A 20,835-nucleotide genomic window follows, 5' to 3' on the forward strand; every position below is an offset into this window, starting at 1 on the left:
TTTAATAGAACTTTAAGCAGATCACTTATTTCAGAGCTTCTGACCCGACCCTCCCCCTTGACCACGCTAACCGTGTCATTTCCACCGAAGGGAGAAATCTGATGCCTTTATCCGTTGAGCAAAAATTTTACTTAAACACCACTTCATCAACTACATCAAAGCCGGCTTCCTTGTTGAGAGCAGTTTTGATCTTTTCGCGGGCGTAGGTAAGCTCGTTGCGCAGCGAAGCCGAATCGACTTCTACGAAGAGCGTGCGCCGGTAAATGCTCAACTTTACCGTATGGCGCGCTATCATTGCGCCCACCACCTGCTCCCACGAGTTGATGAGACCCGCTTCATTAAACTTCTGGTCAATCCGGAATTTATTTAAAATGTCGCGAATAGCATCGCCCAGGCTCTGCACATTGGGGTCTTTATACATTGTCGATGGGTTTAGAATGGTTTTTAACTTCCTCCGGCACACCCTGGCGGATGTGATAAATTCGGTGGTCGGCATTTACTTTGTCGAGCAGGTGTTCGATTCGCTCACGCTGTGTATCGGTGATAAAAACCTGACCGAAATTATTTTCGCTGGTGAGTTGGATGAGCTGCTCCACGCGCTTGTTGTCGAGTTTATCAAAGATATCGTCGAGCAACATGATGGGTTTGTAGCTTTTGAGTTCGCGGATGTATTCGTATTGCGCCAGACGCAGCGCCACGATAAACGACTTCTGCTGACCTTGCGAACCGAACTTCTTAACAGGGTGTCCCTGGATATTCAGAATGAGGTCGTCTTTGTGAATGCCCACGTTGGTGTATCGCGAAGCCCGGTCGCGCTGCAGGGATTCTTCGAGCAACACGGCCAGACTTTCTTTCTCAAGCTGCGTTTCGTATTGTATCTCCACACTTTCGACGCCCCCCGAAATCAGTTGGAAATATCTTTCAAACACAGGGATGTAAGCCTCCAGAAACTGCCGGCGCACCGGATAAATTTTCATGCCCAGATGCGCGAGCTGCTCATCCCATATCTGCAACGAAGCTGCATGGAAGCTATGGGTTTCAGCAAAGTTTTTCAGCAGCGCATTGCGCTGCGCCAGCACCTTGTTATAGCTGATCAGGTCGTCGAGATAGACTTTGTCGAATTGTGAAATGATGCTGTCGATGAAGCGCCGCCGCACGTCGCTGCCCTCGTTAATCAGGTCGCGGTCGTAGGGCGAAATCATCACCAGCGGATACAAGCCGATGTGATCGGAAAGCCGGTCGTATTCCTTTTTATTAAGCTTAAAACTTTTTTTCTGATTTCTTTTCTGAACACATTGTATCGTTTCGGTGGCGCGGCTGTTGAGGTCGTACCTTCCGGTGATAGAAAAATAAGGCTCCTCGTGGCGGATATTTTGTGAGTCGATGGCGTTGAAATAGCTTTTGCAAAAGGAGAGGTAATAAATGGCGTCGAGGAGATTGGTCTTGCCGGCGGCGTTGTCGCCAATAAAACAGTTCACCCGCGCCGAGAAATCCATATCCGCTTCAGCGATATTTTTAAAATTATGAAGTTGTAGATTTTTAAGAAACATCGCCTTGCCGGTTTTGAGTTATTTCATTTATCTGTTCGGCCACCTGCCCTAGAAGCCACAGCGGAGTGGAGGTAGCGCCGGTGATGCCGACTTTTTTTGCATGCGCAAACCACTCACTTTTTATTTCGTCGATGGCTGCCACCTTAAACGTTTGCGGGTTGTGCCCGCGACAAATTCCGTAAAGGTATTTCCCGTTGGATGAGCTGGCGCCGCTCACAAAAACCACCACATCGTGGGCTTTGGAAAATTGCACCAGGCGGCTATCGCGGTTGCTCACCTGGCGGCAGATACTGTCGGTAGCGGTAAAATGTAGCATGTCGGCGTCTGTAATTTCACTTCCGGCCTTAGCGATGCTTTCGGTGAGTTGCTGGTAGAGCTTTCTGTTTTGGGTAGTCTGTGCAAAAAGATAGATAGGCCGCGCAAAATCTATCTGGTTTAGATCCTCTTCCGTTTCGACGATGATTGCCTGGTTGCCGGTCTGGCCGTTGAGGCCAATCACCTCCGGATGGTTTTTTCGTCCAAAAATTACCACCTGCACCTCCGGCTGCTGATGCGCCCGCTTCACCTTTTGCTGCAAACGCAACACCACCGGGCAGGTGGCGTCGATGAGGCTCAAATTATTTTTACGGGCTGTTTCGTAAGTGGCGGGCGGCTCGCCATGTGCACGGATAAGAACAGTAGCATCCTGCAAAGCCGCAAATTCCTGATGGTCGATCACACGCAAACCCAACTTCTCCAGCCGATGCGTCTCGGCCTCGTTGTGGATGATGGCGCCAAGGCAATAGAGTTGCCCGTGTTGGCTCAGCTCCTGCTCTGCCAGCCGGATAGCCCGCGACACCCCACCACAAAACCCTGCGTCTTTATCAATTTCTATTACCATCGATTTTTGAAATCTTTTAATCCTTTTGCAAAATAAACCATTTTTGGAGAGCTTGAGGAGGAGACATCTGCTTCGTGAGGTAATGAGGGGTTTTTAAAACTATATTCCTAAAAACAAAAAGCAAAAATCAAATAAATCCCAATATTAAAAAAGCCAATAAATCAAAACCCGACGAAATTAGCATCATCCAAAACATGAAAATTTCGCCTGATTCCTTTGCGTTAATTGGCTTAATTCGCGCAAATTCGCAGACAGTTCCCTGATTTCTTTCGTACAAATTAGCTATTTCGCGAAAATTCGTGGAAGCTTCCTTTGTCCTTGAATTTCTGCAGATTGTTACTCTGGCATGCCCCTCGTCGCCGAACTTATGTTTTAATGGATTGTTTACTACTTTTGACAAAAAAATCATAATTCTTTATTATGGATAATTATTTTGGTTTCAGCAGCCACCGCGGCATAGAGATACCCCAATTATTTTACGACAGCCTCACCCATAAACCTTTCGCCAAATGCCAGGTTTGCGAAAAGCAACTCGTCGAAACCGGCGCCGATTACATGATCGAAAAAGTGTTTCGGAAAAATATTGTCAGCGGCAGAATTGAATCGCAATACGAATTTGCCATCTGTTTCGACTGCGCCCTAAAACTCACAGAAAGCTACTCGGAAGAGTCGCGCGCCAACCTGCAACGCTTCTTCAACGAACAGGTTGCCGACCTGATGAAGGCACCGACAGAAGCGCCCCCCGAATCGGAACGCGACGTGTTGGAGCTGCTCTCGCATTGTTCTATCACCGGCAAACCGGTACACGAACTCGACGAATATCAGATTGCCGGCCACTTCAACGGCGGCTACCTCAACACCGACATGCGCCCCTTTATGATGGGTAGCGGCTCGATGGATGACGTCTCGGATTTGCTCAGCGAAAAGACCATCGACGAAATAGACGACTTTACGGGCAAATACCTGACCGGTCCGCCCGAGTTCCGCGACTTCTTCAAATCACCCAAACGAAGACCGATATTGGTTTAAATATTGCCTGCGCCACCAACCCCATAACAAAAAACCGCACGATAATCCGCACGGTTTATGATAAAAGTAAACTTGTGGAGGAAGGTTATTCTATTCCTGCAAAGTGTTTCATAAATTGCATACGCTCGTAGGCAGCGGCATTCTCGGCAGATTTGAGGCTAAGGCGGCCAATGAAATCATCGGTGGTTTTAAACTTGTTCTGCGTCATCCAGTCGTCCATAAAACGCGTCATTTCGCCAATGCGTCCAAAACCGTTTTTGTAAAGTGTTGAAGCAACCTGCACGGCTTTAGCACCGGCCAGCAGTTGTTTTATCATGGCCTCACCATCGTGGATACCAGTGGATGCAGCGATGTCGCAATGCATCCTGTCCGACAGCATGGCTACCCAACGCAACGTCAAAGGCATTTCTTCGGGGGTGCTGTACACATGTGAAGAAACGACGTCGAAGGTATTGATATTGATGTCGGGAGCGAAAAAGCGATTGAACAAGACCATTCCGGCAATGCCTGTCCACGAGAGCTTGAGAGCCGTCTTGGCGAGGCTCGAAAAGTAATAGCTAATCTTCACAGCCACCGGAATCGACACCAACCGCAGCACTTCGCTCACGATGTCGAAATAAACCTGCTCATTTTGCAACGAATCATGCTTGGTGTCGGAGGGCAGAATAAAAATATTTAGCTCCAGTCCGTCGGCGCCGGCATCTTCCATCCTTCGCGCAAAGGTGATCCACTCTGAAGGCGAAATGCAATTGACGCTGGCGATGATGGGAATAGAAACCGCCTTTTTGCCGTCGGTGATCAACTTCAGGTATTCGCCCAGGTCGCGTTCGCGGGTGTAGTGGCCGATGTAATCCTCGGCTTCGGGATAGGCGTAGATTTCTTGATTTTCGGTGTGCTTCATGGTTTTGCTCACCTGGTGGAGTATCTGCTCCTCGAAGAGTGACTTTAAAACCACAGCGGCGGCACCATTTTCTTCAAGTTTTATCAGATTGTCTACCGACTTGGTAAGTCCGCTGCTGGCGGCTATCACCGGATTGCGCAGCTTAAAACCCATGTAGTTGGTGCTAAGATCAGCCATAATGTGTATGTTTTTAGATAATTATTCTTGTCTTCTTTTGCATTTCTTTATTGCATCCGACAAACAAAAATAGACAATCCCGCTGAGTACGAAGTTTTTTTGGTAGAATTATGTAGTAATTTTTAATGAAAATAAATAGCTCCGTATCAGACCAACGATTATTTCTATTTTTGAAATTCATTAATAAACAAATGATAATGATGGTAAAAAAGGCTCTCATGCCAGTCCTTTTGCTCCTTTTGATAACCATGCTCAATGCTTGCCATGTGGGGCGTTTCTTTTACTGGAACTTTGCAGATGCTGACGATTATAAAAAATTTGCCGCCGCACCTGTGGCCACCGACAGTGTCAATTTTGAATTTTACAAAGCCAACGAAACTTTCGTCCCGCAAATTCCTTCCTTGTGGCAACAAGATAATGGCAACACTAATTTTACTGCGTTTCTTAATCAAAATCATACGCTTGCTTTCCTCATCATCCGAAACGACACACTTTTGTACGAGCAATATTTCAAAGGCACCGATTCGGCCTCCATCATGCCCTCCTTTTCGGTAAGCAAATCCTTTGTCTCGGCGCTGGTGGGCATTGCCATCGGTGAAGGAAAAATCCAATCGGTGGATCAACCGGTCACAGATTTTATCCCGGGGCTGCTCGACAACGACACCGCTTTCCGGCAGATCACCATCGACGATTTGCTCAACATGCGCTCGGGAGTGCGTTTCAACGAAGGCTACGCAAGTCCGTTTGCCGATATGGCCAAATATTATTACGGAACCAACCTGCAGCGTTATGTTTTAAAATTAAAAATCGACCGCCCGCCTGACGAAATTTACAATTACCAGAGTGTAAACACACTGCTGCTGGGTATGGCATTGGAGCGTGCCACCGAAACGTCGCTCAACGAATATCTTAGCGAAAAACTGTGGAAGCCTCTCGGCATGTCGGTAGATGTCGGCTGGAGCATCGACAGTGAGCGCCACGGAACCATCAAAGCATTTTGCTGCCTCGACGCTCCGGCACGCGACTTTGCGCGCTTCGGCCGCCTCTACCTCAACAACGGGCAGTGGCATGGCCAACAAATAATCCCGGAAGAATGGGTGGAAGAAACCATGCAAATTGTGAACGATTCGCGCGACGGGCAGGGCTATAGTTACACCCGCCAATGGCGCGTGAAAGACGACGGCGCCATCTTTGCCAAAGGGCTGCTGGGGCAATATATTTATATCGACCCGCAGCGCAACCTGCTCATGCTCCGCTTTGGCACCAAGGCCACCGACATCGTGTGGCCCGACCTGATGGAAAAAGTTGCGAAGGAATTATAGGCCGACGTAAAAAATCAGGGATCAATAACCCCGGCTGGCTTGATTGCTGGGGGCAAAATCATTCTTCATAAAAAGCCTCCGCTCCTGGATACATATATTTTTCGCGGGCAATCTGCTCATTGAAGGTGTAATATTGAATCACCCCGCCGGCGCAAAACACTCCGTCGCTGTCGAGAAGCTCCGTTTCGATGTCGGCCAGATTATGGCGTTTTTCTTTCAGACGGGCGCGCAGGGTCAGCGCACCGCGGTCGGTATAAACCGGTTTGCGGTAACGAACCTCCAGGCGCGAAGTAACACCGGCAGTGTGCAGACGTGCGTAAACATACCAACTGGCGATTTCGTCGAGCAGCGTTGCCTGTATTCCTCCATGCAAAAGGTTGTGATAACCCTGAAACTGTGGCTGCGGTAGCCATCGTGCTACTATGTATTCGCCTTCGTTAAGAAACGAAAGCTGCAAACCAAGCTTATTGTCGGGCGAGCAGCCAAAACAATTGTAACCGGATCTGCCGGCAAAAGGATTGATAATTTTGCGTTCCATAGTTTTTATTTCTCTACTCCCTTGCGGAACTTCGCCTGGCTGGCAATTGTACCATCAGGATTGTATTCTTTCCAGATTCCGTGTTTCAGATTATTATCGTAATCGCCTTCGGTTTTCAAAGCACCATCCTGATAATATTCCCGAAAGGGACCCTGGCGCAAATTATGGCTGTAGGTTTCTTCGGTCATCAGCGCTCCGTCGTCGTGAAAAGTTTTTTGGACGCCTTCAAATTCTCCCTTTTGGTAATTATATTCGGCAATTACTTTACCACTCTGATTGTACCATTTAGAAGCGCCGTCCTTGAGCCCGTTATCAAAATAAGATTCTTCCTGAACCAGCCCGGTATTGTAATAAGCTTTGCGCAATCCCTGTTGCAGACCGTTGAGGTAACTCTCTTCGAGCAGCAGCCGCGAGCCACGATCGAAGCTACGGATGGGACCATGCAAGGCATCGTCTTTGTAATACGTCTCCGAAACATAATAGCCACGGTTATCTATCTCCACAAACAAGCCTTCCTTTTTGCCCATATTGTAAGTCTGGACACTCTGAATCACATCGTTTGGGTGGTAAAAAATCCATGTGCCGTGCTTCTGGCTATCCACGTAAGTGCCGATGGTTTTGGCACGACCAACCATTTCCTCCCAATAGCCTTGCTTCAGGCCTTGCTCGTTCGTTTGGTTTTTGATGGTGTCGTCGGGCATCACAATTTGGCCAAAGCCTGCAAGCGCCACAAACAAAAGCACCAGCATCGTTTTTAATTTTTTCATAACTCAAATATTTTTAGATGAACTTTTTGCGAAAGCGCAAATTTACAAACATCCAAAGAAAAAGCAAGCCGGAAACCGCAATGAAAATAACAAAAGCCATAGAAGGCCTCTGCGAATTACACGAAGAAGGCGAAATAACTATAATAAATAATTAGCGGCAATTCGCGGATTCCTGTTATTCAGGAAACTCTTTCTTCTTTTTCAAATAGCTGTAATCAAGATAATAAAGCACTTTGAGCGAGAGACTATTGTCGGAAGGGGCCTGGAGGGTGTTGTGTAAGTTTCCAAAAAACCGGTCGGTAATCTCCGATTGGTTGTGGGTGAGAATGGCATTTTTCCAGCTCAACGCAAGCTCGCTGCCCGGCGCAAACTGCCACCGCAGATTCATGTCGATATTGAAAGCATTAAAACTAAAATCATTTTCTTGCTGATAATTGGTGGATTGCAATCTGCCATCCAACTCCAAATCATAAAAGCGATTGTATTTGGCCGAAAGCCAATAGTGGCGCATCCTGAAATCGAGTGCCAGCATATTGGTGAAGATGTAGGTGGTACTAAAAATATTCTCGACCGTCTGCAGGTCGCGGCTTCCAAAAATTATTTCGAGCGGCTCGGCGTCGATGCGATCCACAAAACCTATATCGTTTAGCTGCATTTTATAGCGACTGCTAAGATTTATCGAAAGGCGGTCGTTGACGCGCCATCGCGGGGAAACGCGACCGGAAAACTCGTTTTGCGCATAGCGCGACGAATGATCATAGCCAGCGCGCAGATCGACGATGAAAGGCATGCGATAGTCGGGCGAGAGGGAAATGTTAAATTCATAATCGGGAGGCTTTTCAAACACCCGCCCCGGCGTACGCGCCTCGTAATAATCGAAGCCGGCGACAGGCTCCAGCTCAAAATCGAAGCTAACGGTGAGGTGGTTGCGAAAGGTGGCGCGCGAGCTGCCGAAGATGCCAAACTCCACAAAGTCGGCGGGTTCAAAACGCGTTCGATACCACATCGAAAAAGTATTGTACAAGTCGAGCAACTTCCAGAAAGGATTATAGAAATTGTAATGCAGTTGCATGTCGTGGGTGATCTTGTTGTTCACATCCAGAAATCCCAAATCGTTGGGGTCGTAGGTATCCGTCTCGACCCATCGTGCAAGCTCAAAACGAAATGGTCCGCTGGTTTTATTCAATGTCAAATCGTAGGCATAGCCAAGATTGGCGGCTTCTGACCTGTGATATTTCTGACTGAGATTGAAGCGGCCATCGACGGAATAACTGCCCCGGCCATTAAAAAACAGAAACTGTGTTCCGGTGACGTTGGCCGTGGTACCCGCTTTGCCTTTGTACACATTTGTATTATAAAAGCTCAAAAAGGAGTTGTGCTTCATGCTTTGGTCCACCACTACCATATTATAATTGGTAAAAGGCTGTGTGATAATTTCGCGCTGGTTGCCCAGGGAATCGTTGAGAATGGCGGTGGATTGCGCCGAGAAAGCATTAAAAACACCAATTCCCAGCCCTTTGCCCGTGCGTCCTGAAATTTTGGTTGCGTTGAGCAGCCGGGTTTTCGAAGGATTCTCTGTCACTGTTTCGCCAGGCTGCAGGCTGTCATAAATGGCTGCGTAGCCATCGGGCACATCGCCAATGCGCCGTGAATAAAAGATGTTGCCTTTCCCAAACAACTCGGTGCCTTCGGTAAAAAATGGCCGGCGTTCTTCGTAATAGACCTCGAAAGGCGACAGATTAAAAATCTGGTCGTCGGACTGCACCTGGCCGAAGTCGGGTATCAGCGTCATGTCGAGCGTAAAACTTTCGTTGATTCCATATTTTAGATCCATCCCATAATTAAAAGAATACCCCCACGATGGCTCATTGGCCAACTTTTCGAGATATGCCGAAACATAGGGCGTGAGCGAGAGCCGCAGCGGCGGCCTGATGTTGTATAGCTGCGTTATCTCCCCAGCCTGTTTCAACCGGCCTTGTATATTTTTATCGATAAAGTTCCAGGTATCAATTTCACGCTTACGGCGGATGCTTCGTTCGGCATTAAATCCCCATGTTTGCACATCGTTTTCAGGAAAGCGCAATGCCGAGTAGGGTATTTTCAGCTCTGCCGTCCATCCGCTGTCGGTCAGATTTACACTGCTCACCCACACAGCATCCCACTCCTGGTCGTCGTCGTCGTTATAGATTCGGGAATCCAACTGCACCCCAGAGGCTGTTACACCAAAAGCACTGGCATTCAATCCATCGTTGTAGGGGCTGAGATAAAACATGATGTAATCGGCGTTAAGATTGTCGGCATCTCTAAAACCCAGCTCGGTAAGGATACTATCGGGAGCGCTGTCGTACATGGTGGCGCCGATGTAAATGGCCGCATCGTCGTAAAGAATTTTTACCTGTGTATTTTCGGTGGCCACGGCGCTGTTGTAGGGTTCAAACTGAACGAAATCGCCGGCCACAGGTGCTTGCTGCCAGGCGGCTTCGTCAAGCACTCCGTCGATCTGAAGGTGAATTTGCACAGGCCAGGCCGCCACCTGCTTTCGCTGTGTCTGCCCATTCAAACCGACCGCCACCAGCAGCAGTATTATTATAATGACAACGGAAAAGGCTTGCTTTTTCAAATGTATCGATTGGTTGATGAGATGAATCAGGATAACACAGAATCGGATTTGAAATTTTGGAATTTATTTGTCATTTGCATTTTGTCAATTGGAGCTTGCCTAATAAAATTCTATCTTTTATGATAAAACAAAAAGCTATTGAAAGTCAGAAAGCAGCTCTTGATAAATCTCATAGTTTTCGTCGTCGAAGCAGCAAAAGATCACCTTTTCAGGAAACTGTTCTTTTTCGAGATAAGCGCGTACTGTTTCGATGGCAATGGCCGCCGCTTGCTCTTTCGGAAAACGATAAATGCCTGTACTGATATTTGGAAAAGCTACCGAAGCACATTTTTCGGCGTTGGCCAGTTCAAGGCTTTCGACGTAACAGGAGCGTAGCAGCTCTGGCTCGCCACGATTTCCATCGCGCCACACAGGCCCAACGGTATGAATTACATATTTGGCCGGAAGCCGAAAGCCGGGAGTAATTTTGGCGTAACCGGTATCGCAGCCTTCCAATTCGATACATGCCTCAAGCAGTTCCCGCCCGGCAGCCCGATGGATGGCGCCATCCACTCCGCCGCCGCCACGCAGCGATTCGTTGGCAGCATTTACGATGGCATCCACATCCAGCGTGGTAATGTCGTCTTTGATAAGTTCGATTCGTGATTTCATATCTTTTTAATTTTTTAATGAGTTGCAAAAATATTTTTTTAAAACAAAAAAACAGCATTCTGCTCAAGGGCAAAATGCTGTTCTTTTCATTGTATCGAAATAAGGCGTCTTTGCAATCTTATCTCACAATCGTCAGCTCGTCGATCAGATTTTTGGCGCCTGCATATTTATCAATTACAAAAAGCACGTAGCGAATGTCGACGCTGATGGTGCGCTGCAGCTCGGTTTCGAAGGCGATGTCGCCGCTCATGGCTTCCCAGTTGCCATCGAAAGCAATACCGATGAGCTCACCGTTGCCGTTCATTACAGGGCTGCCTGAGTTGCCACCGGTGATGTCGTTGGTAGAGAGGAAACCAACCACCAATTTACCATCTTCGGCATACTGTCCAAAGTCTTTGGCTTCGTAAAGCTGCTTCAGTTTTGCGGGAACAACAAATTCGTCATTCGACGGGTCTTCTTTTTCCATCACGCCGCTCAGATGCGTTTTGTAATCGAAATGGATGGCATCGGCGGGATAGTAATCCTTGATAGTGCCGTACGTGAAGCGCATGCTGGAGTTGGCGTCGGGATAATATTTGGTGTCCGGATTCATCTGGCGCAAGCCATCAATAAAAAGACGCATGCCTTCATCCACTGCACTTTGGCCACTTATAAAAGCGGCACGCTTATCCATCATAGATTGTTGCAACGATTGAGATGCCTGATAGGCCAGATCTTTATCGAGTGTTTTCTTTTTGGGATTGTCGAGGAATTTCATAAAAGATGCTTCGTTGGCAAACACTGATTTTTCGAACATCGCATCGACGTAGGCATCAATATTACCACCAAAATCTTTATTGATAGTTGCAAACAAAGTCGGCTGCTGGCTGGCCGGGATATTTTTCTGATACAATTTCAGCAGCGCCTTCATTATGTCTTTGTCCATGTCGCGATTGTAGTCTTCAAAGATCTCCTGCACTTCAGGTTCCAAACTTTTTGCTGTTTCTGCGATGGCCGCCTTATTCTTTTTGGCATCCTTAAGCATAGGCTCCATTTGTCCGGCCATAGCAGCCATGCTCAGCAAATCGACATCACCAGAACCGATGGCGGCATAATAAAAAGGTTTTACCACACCTTTGAGCTGCTTGTAACCACCCTCGATATTTTCGAGCACCTGTCCGTATTTTTCTTTGTGCTGCGGATTTTGGTTCACCCATTTGGTGAAATCCTTTTCTATTAGCTGTTTCTGCGATTTCACGTCGAGGCGTTTGAGGCCGCGGGATTGACCAATCGTATATTTCCAGCTATTGGCTATACCGGCATGGTCGCTGGCATATTTAATACGCATTGCATCATCGGAATCCATGTAGGATTTCATCACCGCGAGGCTGGCGCCAAAAAGTTCGATGATGGCAGGATTGGTTTCTTCCAGAGCAAATTCGATACCGTAAGAAGTCAGGTAACGGTCGGTGCCACCGGGGTATCCCCAGATCATAGCGTAGTCATTATTTTTGTAGCCTTTGAGAGAAATAGGCAGATGATGCCGTGGACGGAAAGGAACATTTTCTTTGGCATATTCGGCGGGTGAGCCATCGGGAGCGCAATAGACACGGAAGATGCTAAAGTCGCCGGTATGACGGGGCCACATCCAGTTGTCGGTGTCGCCGCCAAATTTCCCGATCGACGAAGGAGGCGCGCCTACCAAACGAACGTCTTTGAAGGTTTCGTAGATAAACATGTAATATTCATTACCGCCGAAGAAGCTTTTCACCACCACGTCGTATTTACCATCTTCTGAAGCCTCGGATTTGATATCCTTTGTCAGCTCACGTACTTTGGCAGCGCGCTGAGCACCGGTCATGGTATCGGAGAGCTGTGGCAATATCAGCGGGTTGAGATCTTCCATCCTTACAAGGAACGACGCAGTAAGGTTGGGATTGGAAAGCTCCTCATTGAAATTCATAGCCCAGAAGCCGTCAGTGAGATAATCGTGCTCGATGGTGCTGTGATTTTGGATGATGTCGTAGCCACAGTGATGATTAGTAAAAAGCAGCCCCTGATCCGACACCATCTCGCCGGAACAGAAATATCCGTTGGGAGCGCTGCCGCTGGCAAGTCCAACGATGGCATCTTTCAGACTGGAGTTGTTGATGCTGTAGAGCTCCTCAGCAGTCAGCCGCAAACCCATTTCCTGGATGTCAGTCCAGTTGAGACGATCGACAAACATTGGCAACCACATTCCTTCGTCGGGGCGTGGAGAAGCAGCAAAGGTGGTAATGCCCATCAGTACTGCAGCCAGAAAAGTTAAAAGAGAATTTTTCATAAGATCTGTTGATTAATTATTTGATATTAATAAATGAGCGAAAAAAATCGGACTCAGTTTTTAAATGATATTTTAAAAAACTCAAAAATGTTATTCACCGGTTGTTAAACTTCAGCCTTTTCGACACTGCTGAAATACATTCAAACCAATAAAACATTTATTTGACGCCGAACCAATAAGTCGGTTACGCCGCTCCAAAATTAAATAAATTTATTTCGGAGATGCCCACTGTCAGGTTTCGTAATTTTTAAAGTGGGGAAATGAGGTTCGATCACGGATATCCAAAAGCTGAAACCAACATTTTATTTTATAAAAAAATCCCAGTTTTTTAGTCTAAAACATTGAAATTACTTTAATTTCGCTCGACTTTATAATCAGTAAATCATTCATTTTTAATCATCACAAAATCTACATCTATGAAAAAGCTATTTACTTTTTTAATGTTGACGTTGGCATTTTCTTTCGCTTCCACCGCGCAGTATGCCGACAATTTCGATTCGTATGACTCCGGCCAAAAGTTGGTGCAGCAAGCACTCGCTGGCGGAATTACTCACTGGACCTGCTGGACCGGCAATGGCGGCGCCGGCGGTGCCGAAGATCCAATGATCACTGCCGACCAGGCGCTCTCAGCTCCCAACGCAGTGGTATGCTCAGGAACCAACGATTTTGTAGCGCTCTTTGGCGACCAGACAGAAGGCAAGCACATCGTCTCCTTCGACGTGTATGTGCCCACAGGATTTGTTGGCTATTTTAACCTCCTGCAGGTTTATGGCGAAGGCGGCGCAGGTGCAGTGTGGGGTTCCGAAGTATATTTCAATCCCAATGGCACCGGCAGTTTGAATGCCAACGGCAGTGCAGGATTTAAAACCTTCAGCTACGCCTACGACACCTGGTTCCATGTAGAAAACATTGTGGATCTGAACGCCGACCAGGCTTCACTCATAGTGGCAGGTACCGAAATAGCGACATGGAAATGGAGCCTGGGAGCTTCGGGCAGCGGCGTGAACAAACTGGCAGCTATGGACATCTTTGCAGCAGCTACCAATGGCTCACCCAAATGCTATTTTGATAATATGAAATTTTCACAAGCTACCTCTTTTGAAATTTTTGATGATTTAGAAACCTATAATGCTAACGAAAAACTTGTTCAACAAGCATTGGCTCAGGGAATCGAACACTGGACCTGCTGGACTGGCAACGGTGGCGCCGGTGGCGCTGAAGACCCAATGGTAACCACTGATCAGGCGGCCTCCGGAGCAAACTCAATAATATGTGAAGGAACCAACGACTTTGTGATGCTCTTTGGCAACAAAACCAGCGGTAAGTACGCCGTAAGTTTTGATGTATTTGTACCCACCGGATTTGTTGGCTATTACAATTTGCTGCAGGTTTATGGTGAAGGCGGCGCAGGAGCAGTGTGGGGATCGGAAGTATATTTCAATCCTAACGCGACAGCCAGCATTAATGCCAACGGCACCGCAGGTTACGCCACTTTTGGCTATCCCTACAACACATGGATTCATATCGACAACATCGTCGACCTGAACGCCGACCAGGCCTCATTGATGGTGGAGGGCGCTGAAGTTGCATCATGGAAGTGGAGCCTGGGAGCTTCGGGAAGCGGAGTAAACCAACTGGCAGCTATGGACATATTTGCCGCCGCTACCAATGGCACTCCCAAATGTTACTTTGATAACTTCACCCTCGAAAATTTTGCAGGTCTCCCCGCTCCTACCAACCTTTCCGCCACTGTACTCGACAACGATGTGACATTGCAATGGAATGCTCCTTCTGGAGATATTATTGGTTATAATGTTTATCGCGACGGCGTGATGATTGCCGAAAAGATCACCCCAACTACCTATGTGGATTTGGATTTACTACCCAATTATTACATGTATGATGTAAAAGCTGTGTATGACGAAGGCATTTCGGCAGGCGCCGGCCCTATAGAAGTTTATATTGAAGGTGGTACCGAACGCAAAATGGTATTGGTCGAAATTGGCACTGGTACCTGGTGTCCGTATTGTCCGGGTGCCGCCCTGGGTGCCGACGATCTTATCGAAAACGGCCATAATGTAGCTGTTATCGAATACCACAACAACGATAACTACGCCACGCCACAAACCGATTATCGTAATGGGACTTATTACAACATCACCGGCTTTCCAACAGCATTTTTTGACGGTGTGATTTCGCATGTGGGTGGCAACAATTCCCAGAGCTTGTACCAAACCTACCTCCCCTCCTATGAGGAACGTGCTGCTAAAATGTCGCTATTTGAAATGGATCTGAATGTTGTAAATAGTGGAACCAATGCAGTAGATGCTTACGTATCGGTTGATAACATTTATCCTTATTCGGGCAATAACATTGTGTTGCATGTGGTAATTACCGAATCGGAGATCGCCCAAAACTGGCAGGGACAAACAGAACTCAACTTTGTGTGCCGCAAGATGTATCCTGATCAATTCGGTACAGCTATGAACTTTTCGAGCCAACCCACCTACGAAGGCACTTTTGCTGTGGATATTGCCGGCTACGTAAAAGACAATTGCGAAATCGTGGTTTTCCTGCAGGACAATACAACCAAGGAAGTGTTGCAGGCACAGAAGTTCGACCTGGAAGATATCGTTGGTATTAATGAAAATCCAGTTCGTCGCTCCGTCAGCATCTATCCAAATCCTGCTAATTCAGTTTTGAACATCACTGCTGAAAAAAGCATGACCGCAGTAAAAATCATGAATCATCTCGGACAAATTGTTTTAAACAGAGAAACGACGGGTACTAATTTCTCCCTTAACGTTGCAGACTTTGCACCCGGCATTTATTTCGTAAAAGTAATCACCGGGCAAGGAACACTTACTGAAAAAATTGTTGTCGAATGATCCTGTGAAGCGCAAACTTCCGGGAAGTAATTGATTGGAACTTTGATACTGATTGGCAGAGGTAAACTTCTAACCGCCTAAGGTTAAAAAGTAATCTGTCCTATTAAAAAATGGCTACACATATTTGTAGTCATTTTTTTTTGATGACGAACATGTTTTCAGTATATTTGCCTCTCAATAAACGGCTACCGGTGATTATGAAAATATTGGCGGCTGTTTTAAATGAAATATTTATTAAAAAAAAAGGAGGGTTTATGAAAAAACGATTTACAACTAAAACAGTTTGGATTGCTTTGATTGTGTTCTTTATCAGCAATCTTATGCAGGCACAGCCCCAGGGCGATTTCATCGTCAGCGTTGGGAGTGCCAACAACGTAAAGAAAATCATCCTCTTCGACACGCAGGATGGTACGCTGATGTATGATGATTATATCATACTCACGAGCCTTGACCCGGGAACAGTAAAACACGTCATTCGTGTGCAGGATGAGCTGTGGATCTCTGACCAGACTAAAGATAAGGTTCATCGTTTGGATTTAAACGGCAATGTACTTGGCGCAATTGGCGAAAGCGGCGGAATGGACAATTTACGGGGTATGGGCATTATTAACAACCAGGTATGGCTTGCCAATTCCGGTAACGATAACGGGGCTCCTGGTAATGCAGTGATTCAAATCGATTTTGACGGCGTAGTTACGGGCAACTTTCAGGTAGATGGCGGCCCCTGGATGTCTTTGCCCTACGCGGACAACCACGTGCTCATCAGTTTCTCCGATGCAGGCGGCTTTCCTTCTCAGATTGGCGAATACGATTTGAACGGCACTTTTCTTAACCCCTGGAATGTTCCGGGAGAAATAAAATTCATCCAACAGATTACCCCAACGGCCAATGGCAACTACCTGGCCGCCTCGTTTTCTAATTCCGCCAGCGGCTATCCCTCGGGTATACACAGATACGACAGCGAGGGCAACCATATCGAAACCATTGGCGGAACCTCAGGCGGCGGTGCCAGGGGGTGCTGGGAATTAGGCAATGGCAATATTATGTGGACCAACGGCCAGGGAACACATATTGCCGACGTAACCACAGGCACCAGCACGCTGGTTTATAGCGGCAGCTTCCAGTTGCTCGAAAAAATCTCCTTTGCTCCTGCTGCCATCCTTGACCCGCCAACCAATCTTGTAGCCCAACTTAACGGCACCAATGTAAGTCTGAGCTGGAACGCTCCGCCAGCCACCGACCTTACCGGTTACAGAATATATCGCGACGAAGAGCTTCTCGCTGAGGTGTCGCTTACTCCAGCCACTTACGTGGACGAAGCAGTGCCGGCAGGGACTCATATTTATGGCGTATCGGCAGTGTATTCCAATGGCGAATCACCCAAAGCCGGCCCGGTGATGATTACCATCGATGGTGCCCTTTCCAAAATTCAGGGCTTTGTGCGCGATGCTTATACCAACATTTCCATCAGCGATGCCTGGGTAAGCGCAACAAACACCGACAATGGAGCCATCACCAGCACAACACCCTTTGGCTCACACTATGTACTTTTGCTAAACGCCGGCACCTACGATGTCACGTGCATGGCACAAAACCACCAGAGTGAGACCATCCAAAACATCGTGATCGGAGACGGGATGATAATCAGCTATGATTTTTATCTACAACCGTCAGGAGGCGACATATACACGGGAATATCCAACAACGGGGCTGCTACTGTAAAGATTTATCCCAATCCGGCAAACGATCATGTTGTGGTGAAGGGCAAGGATATTAAAAGCGTGCAAATAAGCAATCAGCAAGGATGCTTGATAATTAAAAACCAACTCTCATCCGACAATCAAAGAATCGACCTTAGCATGATTCCGGCAGGCTTGTATTTTATTAAAATCCGAACAAACTCAGAAACCATCATTCAAAAACTTATTGTAAAATAATCGCGCACATTAACGAACAGAAAGGACAAACAAAAACCCGCAATGCAATAGCATCGCGGGTTTTTTTATGAAAATACTGAAAAAGGAACTCCAGTCATTTCCTGACTTCGACAATGCGTCACCCTGAATATTTTTTCCAAAATATCTGCCTTTATTTCTGCCTACAATGTTGGTTGTTAATTTTTGGTTATTAATTTTTGGTTATTAATTTTTGGTTGCGTCATCCAATTGGTGATGCAAAATCAGTAATTTAATGATATCGAAGTCAAGAGATGAAACCAAAAGGTTCAAATGTTTATAGCACAATGAATGCTAGGAATGTGTTCGACCCCGTCGGGGTCGCATCATTCTTGCAACAATATTTTCTATAGACATGCAATCCCTTCGAGATTAAAGGCGCGAAACAGGGACAAAGTAAAACATCAAAAAAAAGATGAGAATTTTTGGTTGCGTCACCCAATTGAGTGATGCAAAATCTAGAATTTAATGATTTCGAAGTCAAGAGATGAAACCAAAGGGTTCAAATGTTTATAGCACAATGAATGCTAGGAATATGTTCGACCCCGTCGGGGTCGCATCATTCTTGCAACAATATTTTCTATAAACATACAATCCCTTCGGGATTAAAGGCGCGAAACAGGGACAAAGTAAAACATCAAAAAAAGGATGAGAATTTTTGGTTGCGTCACCAAATTGGTGATGCAAAATCGGTAATTTAATGATTACGAAGTCAAGAGATGAAGCCAAAGGGTTCAAATGTTTATAGCACAATGAATGCTAGGAATGTGTTCGACCCCGTCGGGGTCGCATCATTCTTGCAACACCACAGTGATTTATTTGTTTTTTGGAATTTGTTTTTTGGAGCTTTCCTGATGTTCTTTCCGCAGCAGCCCAAAGCTCAGGATATCCACGTAACTTCCGTTGAAGTAGCGCGCTTCACGCAACCGCCCCTCTTCGGTAAATCCTGCTTTTTTCATCAACGCCATAGCTGCCTGGTTATAGCTGATTACCTCGGCTTCGAGGCGGTGTAGATTGAGATGATCGAAACCGTGGCTAATGAGATGCTGCATCACCAGCGTGCCCACACCCTGACGCTGGTATTCGGGATGGATAAACAAACTCAAAGCCGCCTTGCGGTTGAACCAGCGGATATTGTTATAGGCCGCCTGCCCGATAACTTTTTTATTATTTCGGATAACGAAAACTATCTCCTGCGGCATACTGTCGGGATAGGTCCAGGTTTCGGTAAGATTGCAGGCTACTTCGGGCATCAGGGCGATGCGCAGGATTTTGTTGCTGGTACTTTCGGTGGAGGAAAGAGCTATTTGATCAGAGCAAATGATTTTCATAATATTAGATTTAAAAGGCAAAATTAAAAAACAAACTTTGCGTGAAGCATCCAAAAATAAATACCCTATACTATTCTCTATCAACATCAAAAAAAGAATTAAAATCAACGGATCTTGAGTAAAAACACCCCACAAAAAAAGGGCAATTTGTTGGGAAACAAAAGGCCCTTTAGAAATCTAGGGGGTTAGATTTTTGGGGAGTGGGGGTGAGACAATTTTTATTGAACCAGGTGTATTTCAACGCGCCTGTTTCTTGCTCTGCCCTCAGCAGTATCATTGGCAGCTACGGGGCGTAATTCGCCATATCCTATAAAAGTCATCCGTGTAGGGTCGATACCTTTGTCGACAAAATACTGCCGGATTTATTCATTGATAGAATTAATTTCTACCCTGCGGTTCAACTTACGATTTGGCTCGCCGGAATTGGGTACTAATGGGTTTTGTTCTCCAAAGCCTACAGAGTCCAGACGATTGGCAGCGACTCCGTTTTTCACAAAATAATCTTTAACGGAAGCAGCGCGCTTCTTCGACAGTTCGAAGTTGAAGTCAGCAGGACCTGTATCATCGGTATAACCATACACGGTGTAACGCGACTTCGGATATTCGTTCATAATTTTGATGATGTTATCCAGGCTTTCTATGGAACTATCACGCAGTTTATCACTGTTGAGGTCGAACTGAATGTTCTTTTGGTTCATTTGGATAGCTTCCTGTTTTTCAACAGGAATAATTATCGTGGTAGTTTTCTCTTCTATCGGACAACCGGCATTGCTCTTTGGACCTGGCACATTGGGGCATAGATCCCACATATCGGGAACGCCGTCACCATCAGCATCAGGACAGCCATGTGTAGCAGCTGGGCCTGGTTCGTTGGGGCAGTGGTCGTCGATGTCGACAACGCCATCACCGTCGGTATCAGGACAGCCCTGGTTGGCAAGGGTACCTGGCTCGTTAGGACATCTGTCCAGATGATCTGGAATCCCGTCGCCGTCCATGTCAGGACATCCGTCAGCAGAAGCAGGACCGTAGCGATCCGGACATTTGTCGAGGCTATCTACAATGCCGTCGCCATCCGTATCAGGACAGCCGTCGTGTGCTGCTACTCCCGGAACTTCCGGACAAGCATCATAAAGGTTTGGAATGCCGTCTTTATCTTTATCGATTGGCTTACCAAAACGCACGATGATGCCCGCTGAATAATGCATGTAGTCGTTAAAGTCGAACATGTAATCATACGATCCCTGGAAGTTGAAACCTATATATTCTGATACCCAAATGTTGAAACCAACACCCATGGGAATGCTCGCATAAGTTACATCATCCAGTGTAGAACCGCTTACCCCGGTAAACAGATAAGGAGCAAACCAGCTCTTCTCGTTGATAATGTAGCCGTTGGCAAGGTGATACTCAATTTGTCCACCTACTTTCCAGAAAAAGTCGCTGTTGATGGTTTTCTCCAGTGGTATGCGATTCAGCTTGTTAGACTCTAATGTAATCTGTGAAGCAACAGCAGTAAGCGTAAATGAGTTGTTCAGCATACGGCCAAAACGCAACATGGTTGGCAATTGCTTGCCCATCCAGTTGGCATCCTGAAACTGATCGGCAACAGGATAGTTGATTACATTGAAGTCTGCGTAGTTAGTGCTCACGCCGATAATCCAAGGGTGATAAACACTCTGAGCCTTCACTGTCGTGGTAAAGCTCGTAATCAATGCGATTGCAAAAATGAATAAGATTTTTTTCATATTGTTTTGTATTAGTTGGTGAATAAATTTTCACGGTGCAAAAGTCCTTCATTTACCAAGGGGAAGTGTTACACCTAATTAGAAAAGAGTTACATCATTCACACATGCAAATTAGGAATGTGTGATACATGTAATAATTAGGTTTTTAGGTGTAAGAGCGCTCCACTATTTCGTGTCTA

Annotated in this window: 16 protein-coding genes; 4 read left to right on the forward strand and 12 right to left on the reverse strand. The window is 46.4% G+C overall.

Going from position 1 to position 20,835, the window contains the following annotated elements; genetic code table 11:
- Positions 1-127: 127 nt before the first annotated feature.
- From VFC92_06150 to VFC92_06160, 3 genes are read right to left on the reverse strand one after another with little or no spacing between them, the layout of a single operon-like run.
- Positions 128-421, reverse strand: a complete 294-nt coding sequence (locus VFC92_06150; protein HZK07765.1) for a DUF721 domain-containing protein — start codon at positions 419-421, stop codon at positions 128-130.
- Positions 414-1,550 carry a DNA replication/repair protein RecF gene (locus tag VFC92_06155; protein ID HZK07766.1) on the reverse strand — a complete coding sequence of 379 codons (1,137 nt, stop codon included), beginning with the start codon at positions 1,548-1,550 and terminating at the stop codon, positions 414-416. The genes VFC92_06150 and VFC92_06155 overlap by 8 nt, the downstream gene beginning before the upstream one ends.
- Entirely contained in the window at positions 1,540-2,430 is an 891-nt protein-coding gene (locus VFC92_06160) for a 4-hydroxy-3-methylbut-2-enyl diphosphate reductase (protein HZK07767.1), read from the reverse strand. The genes VFC92_06155 and VFC92_06160 overlap by 11 nt, the downstream gene beginning before the upstream one ends.
- 420 nt (positions 2,431-2,850) lie before the next feature.
- Between VFC92_06160 and VFC92_06165 the strand changes: the two genes are divergently transcribed.
- Positions 2,851-3,459 (forward strand): hypothetical protein, encoded by a 609-nt coding sequence (locus tag VFC92_06165; protein ID HZK07768.1) that lies wholly within the window; start codon positions 2,851-2,853, stop codon positions 3,457-3,459.
- A gap of 85 nt (positions 3,460-3,544) precedes the next feature.
- On the opposite strand, the gene VFC92_06170 is transcribed toward VFC92_06165, so the two are convergent.
- Positions 3,545-4,537 carry a dihydroorotate dehydrogenase-like protein gene (locus tag VFC92_06170; protein ID HZK07769.1) on the reverse strand — a complete coding sequence of 331 codons (993 nt, stop codon included), beginning with the start codon at positions 4,535-4,537 and terminating at the stop codon, positions 3,545-3,547.
- A gap of 218 nt (positions 4,538-4,755) precedes the next feature.
- Between VFC92_06170 and VFC92_06175 the strand changes: the two genes are divergently transcribed.
- Positions 4,756-5,859 (forward strand): serine hydrolase, encoded by a 1,104-nt coding sequence (locus tag VFC92_06175; GenBank protein HZK07770.1) that lies wholly within the window; start codon positions 4,756-4,758, stop codon positions 5,857-5,859.
- A 58-nt stretch (positions 5,860-5,917) separates the two neighbouring features.
- Here the strand turns inward: VFC92_06175 and VFC92_06180 are convergent, their stop codons facing one another.
- The 5 genes from VFC92_06180 to VFC92_06200 all read right to left on the reverse strand — a co-directional run bounded on the left by VFC92_06180 (position 5,918) and on the right by VFC92_06200 (position 12,737).
- Positions 5,918-6,397: a PaaI family thioesterase gene (locus VFC92_06180; protein HZK07771.1), complete on the reverse strand. Its 480-nt coding sequence runs from the start codon at positions 6,395-6,397 to the stop codon at positions 5,918-5,920.
- 5 nt (positions 6,398-6,402) lie between these two features.
- A complete protein-coding gene (locus VFC92_06185) occupies positions 6,403-7,164 on the reverse strand; it encodes a toxin-antitoxin system YwqK family antitoxin (protein ID HZK07772.1) in 762 nt (253 codons plus the stop codon).
- 175 nt (positions 7,165-7,339) lie between these two features.
- Positions 7,340-9,784 (reverse strand): DUF5916 domain-containing protein, encoded by a 2,445-nt coding sequence (locus tag VFC92_06190; GenBank protein HZK07773.1) that lies wholly within the window; start codon positions 9,782-9,784, stop codon positions 7,340-7,342.
- A 135-nt stretch (positions 9,785-9,919) separates the two neighbouring features.
- Positions 9,920-10,435 carry an O-acetyl-ADP-ribose deacetylase gene (locus VFC92_06195; GenBank protein HZK07774.1) on the reverse strand — a complete coding sequence of 172 codons (516 nt, stop codon included), beginning with the start codon at positions 10,433-10,435 and terminating at the stop codon, positions 9,920-9,922.
- A 118-nt stretch (positions 10,436-10,553) separates the two neighbouring features.
- Positions 10,554-12,737 (reverse strand): S46 family peptidase, encoded by a 2,184-nt coding sequence (locus VFC92_06200; GenBank protein ID HZK07775.1) that lies wholly within the window; start codon positions 12,735-12,737, stop codon positions 10,554-10,556.
- 416 nt (positions 12,738-13,153) lie between these two features.
- Between VFC92_06200 and VFC92_06205 the strand changes: the two genes are divergently transcribed.
- A complete protein-coding gene (locus tag VFC92_06205; GenBank protein ID HZK07776.1) occupies positions 13,154-15,625 on the forward strand; it encodes a T9SS type A sorting domain-containing protein in 2,472 nt (823 codons plus the stop codon).
- 254 nt (positions 15,626-15,879) lie between these two features.
- Positions 15,880-17,562, forward strand: coding sequence for a T9SS type A sorting domain-containing protein (locus VFC92_06210; GenBank protein ID HZK07777.1), 1,683 nt, complete (start codon positions 15,880-15,882; stop codon positions 17,560-17,562).
- 833 nt (positions 17,563-18,395) lie between these two features.
- Here VFC92_06210 and VFC92_06215 read toward each other — a convergent pair.
- From VFC92_06215 to VFC92_06225, 3 genes are all read right to left on the reverse strand, one after another.
- A complete protein-coding gene (locus VFC92_06215; protein HZK07778.1) occupies positions 18,396-18,911 on the reverse strand; it encodes a GNAT family protein in 516 nt (171 codons plus the stop codon).
- A 218-nt stretch (positions 18,912-19,129) separates the two neighbouring features.
- On the reverse strand, positions 19,130-19,273 hold the full coding sequence (locus VFC92_06220; protein ID HZK07779.1) for an OmpA family protein: 144 nt from the start codon (positions 19,271-19,273) through the stop codon (positions 19,130-19,132).
- Complete coding sequence (locus VFC92_06225; protein HZK07780.1) at positions 19,274-20,656, reverse strand: OmpA family protein; 1,383 nt, start codon at positions 20,654-20,656, stop codon at positions 19,274-19,276. It abuts the gene before it with no gap.
- Positions 20,657-20,835 lie beyond the last annotated feature (179 nt).

The sequence above is a fragment of the Bacteroidales bacterium genome (assembly GCA_035647615.1).
Lineage (GTDB): Bacteria > Bacteroidota > Bacteroidia > Bacteroidales > 4484-276 > SABY01.